This is a genomic window from Candidatus Macondimonas diazotrophica, from assembly GCF_004684205.1.
Taxonomy (GTDB): Bacteria; Pseudomonadota; Gammaproteobacteria; order UBA5335; family UBA5335; genus Macondimonas; species Macondimonas diazotrophica.
Window position 1 is genome coordinate 1 of record NZ_SRIO01000056.1, and the last position, 2,028, is coordinate 2,028.

Below are 2,028 nucleotides of genomic sequence, written 5' to 3' on the forward strand. Positions count from 1 at the left end.
TCCTGATAAACCGCCTCGCGGTCTCCGTCTCGCAGGGTCGCCGCAAGATGTGTGAGGTCTGGCAGATCGCCTAGCGCGTCCTCGATTATCTTCGGGTCGCATGGGTCAAAGTATTCGCCAGGCTGCGTGAGTTCCTCGGCTCGCTTGTCGATGAATTCGCATTCCCGGTCAAGACGGTCGATCTTGCCGAAATATGCGGCGTCTCGAGACAGTTCCCAGTTTCTTTCTGCGTCCATCACAGAGCTCCTAGCAATTTCGCAATTATAATGACTGCAGCAATGCTGACAGACCACATCATGGCGCTGAGCGACAGCGCAACGATCAGCGTCAGGAACTTCGGCCGATAAACAGGCCGGTCATCGATCTTCGGTCGAGGCCCTTGCGTCCGCTTAACGGCCATCGGAATAACGTTTGCCTTTTTCATGCCTTAACCCTTATCGCTGATTGTGATAATGATGCGAGCGCAACGCTCGATTTCGTATAGCGCGTGCTGCCGCGCCTGATCTTTCGTTTTTGTTTCGCCGAACAGATCCGGCAATCCAGGATCCCAACATCCGTTGGCGATCTCGTTGAGCGTGACCGCCGCAGCGATAAGGTCGCGTGCCGCAAACCTTAACCTGATGGAACGCGCCTCTGCGCTGGCCTCAATCTCGGCCAAAGCGGCCATTTCTGCCTCATGTCCTCCGATTATATTGTTCATTTCTATCCCCTTTGTTCAGTGTTTCGGCCTTAACCGACCTTGGATATAGGATACCAACCGGCCTTCCTGATGTCAAGCTTTCTTAGCGATTATCATTTGCTTTCAGCGTTCGCCATGTTGAGCATTCCGCAACCGGCATGCCGGTGGCCGAGCGTCGCTGCATAAACCGGATCTCCAGGAGGGATGATAAAAAGGCCTTGCACATCACTCCCAACCTCTCGCGCGTCGCGCCGTCTTCCAGTCCACGGGTCAAACAGCCATGCGGTCATCTCGCCATGCCATTTGCGCCACTGCGCGGCATGACTCGGGTAAGGTTTCGCGACGCCTGTTGCTGGGTCGAATTTCATCAAAGCTTGCTGCTGCATTTCATTTCTCCTTCCAGCGCAAGTCCGGTTACTCTCTGTTCAGCGCTTATGGATTATTCCTCAAAAAGCGGCGTTTCAAGGACCATATGCGCATGGCGCATATTTTTGAGGTATTTCCGTTGTCGCGCGGCGCGACGGCCCATTATTACGTAGGGCTCCCCGTCCGGCGCGAAGTACACCCGGAGATGCCTGCACTTATAGCCCGCCAAGTGGCTGATGCGCACCATAACGGTGCGTATTCTTTTTTCCTTCACAAAATCAACAATCGGGCCTAGGTAGCTGTTCATGGTCTGTATACTCGTTCGTCGTTTCTGCCTATTCGACCTTGAGTATAGGATACCAACCGTAATGCCAGATGTCAAGATTTCTTAGCGATTAATTCAGGGTTGCGCGAACCTTGGATATGAGATACTATTCATTTGCGTTCAGCCCCCCTTCTGAACGCTCGCTTAGCTCCTGTAGAGTAACGATCTTGCCGCCGTGTTCCCTCCACACGGCGGCTTTTTTACGATCGCGACGCGCACAAGAACTTAAGCAATTCAATTTCGGCACGAAGCCGGTTTATCAAAGCAGCATCCGCCTCAATTCGGTCAGCAGCCCTCCTTGCAATGTCTGCGATCTGGTGGGCCGTTATGAAGTCTGGAAAATCAGGCAGCGGCATTCTGAGCAAACGCAGCAACATTTCATCGCTCATTACTAATACCTATTGGCGATCTTCAAAAGATGATCGGAAATGGCCGTGCAGATTCCGCGCAAATCGGATTCGGAAACGTAGCACTTTCGGCCAGCCCGATGAACTCCGATTCCCAGCGATTCGAGGAATTCAGCAGACACAGAAACCCCAATGCTCTCATTAAGCTGGGAGATTGAAATTTTCTGCGCAGGGCCATGGCTTTTGTGAACGGGCGCCAATTTCTTATCGGCAATCGCGATCTTTGCTCTAGCCATCTCGGCATCAATGGC

7 protein-coding genes are annotated in these 2,028 nt (G+C 52.8%); all 7 read right to left on the bottom strand.

The features are described 5' to 3' along the window. On the bottom strand, nt 1-236 hold a 236-nt coding region (locus E4680_RS13780), incomplete at its 3' end, for a hypothetical protein (protein ID WP_135283002.1). Further along, complete coding sequence (locus E4680_RS13785) at nt 236-424, bottom strand: hypothetical protein (RefSeq protein WP_135283003.1); 189 nt, start codon at nt 422-424, stop codon at nt 236-238. The genes E4680_RS13785 and E4680_RS13780, both read right to left, overlap by 1 nt. A 3-nt stretch (nt 425-427) precedes the next feature. Next, nucleotides 428-700: a hypothetical protein gene (locus E4680_RS13790; RefSeq protein WP_135283004.1), complete on the bottom strand. Its 273-nt coding sequence runs from the start codon at nt 698-700 to the stop codon at nt 428-430. A 92-nt stretch (nt 701-792) separates the two neighbouring features. Then, nucleotides 793-1,065, bottom strand: coding sequence for a hypothetical protein (locus E4680_RS13795; RefSeq protein ID WP_135283005.1), 273 nt, complete (start codon nt 1,063-1,065; stop codon nt 793-795). A gap of 53 nt (nt 1,066-1,118) precedes the next feature. Further along, the gene (locus tag E4680_RS13800; protein ID WP_135283006.1) at nt 1,119-1,352 is read right to left on the bottom strand and encodes a hypothetical protein; all 234 of its coding nucleotides are present in this window, start codon (nt 1,350-1,352) and stop codon (nt 1,119-1,121) included. 218 nt (nt 1,353-1,570) lie between these two features. Then, nucleotides 1,571-1,759, bottom strand: a complete 189-nt coding sequence (locus tag E4680_RS13805) for a hypothetical protein (RefSeq protein WP_135283007.1) — start codon at nt 1,757-1,759, stop codon at nt 1,571-1,573. A 2-nt stretch (nt 1,760-1,761) separates the two neighbouring features. After that, a partial coding sequence (locus E4680_RS14365; RefSeq protein ID WP_205688953.1) for a hypothetical protein occupies nt 1,762-2,028 on the bottom strand: 267 nt, incomplete at its 5' end.

Bases quoted from the DNA above. Each gene is read 5' to 3' on its own strand.
- E4680_RS13785 (WP_135283003.1), bottom strand. From the start codon at position 424: ATGAAAAAGGCAAACGTTATTCCGATGGCCGTTAAGCGGACGCAAGGG.
- E4680_RS13790 (WP_135283004.1), bottom strand. From the start codon at position 700: ATGAACAATATAATCGGAGGACATGAGGCAGAAATGGCCGCTTTGGCC.
- E4680_RS13795 (WP_135283005.1), bottom strand. From the start codon at position 1,065: ATGCAGCAGCAAGCTTTGATGAAATTCGACCCAGCAACAGGCGTCGCG.
- E4680_RS13800 (WP_135283006.1), bottom strand. From the start codon at position 1,352: ATGAACAGCTACCTAGGCCCGATTGTTGATTTTGTGAAGGAAAAAAGA.
- E4680_RS13805 (WP_135283007.1), bottom strand. From the start codon at position 1,759: ATGAGCGATGAAATGTTGCTGCGTTTGCTCAGAATGCCGCTGCCTGAT.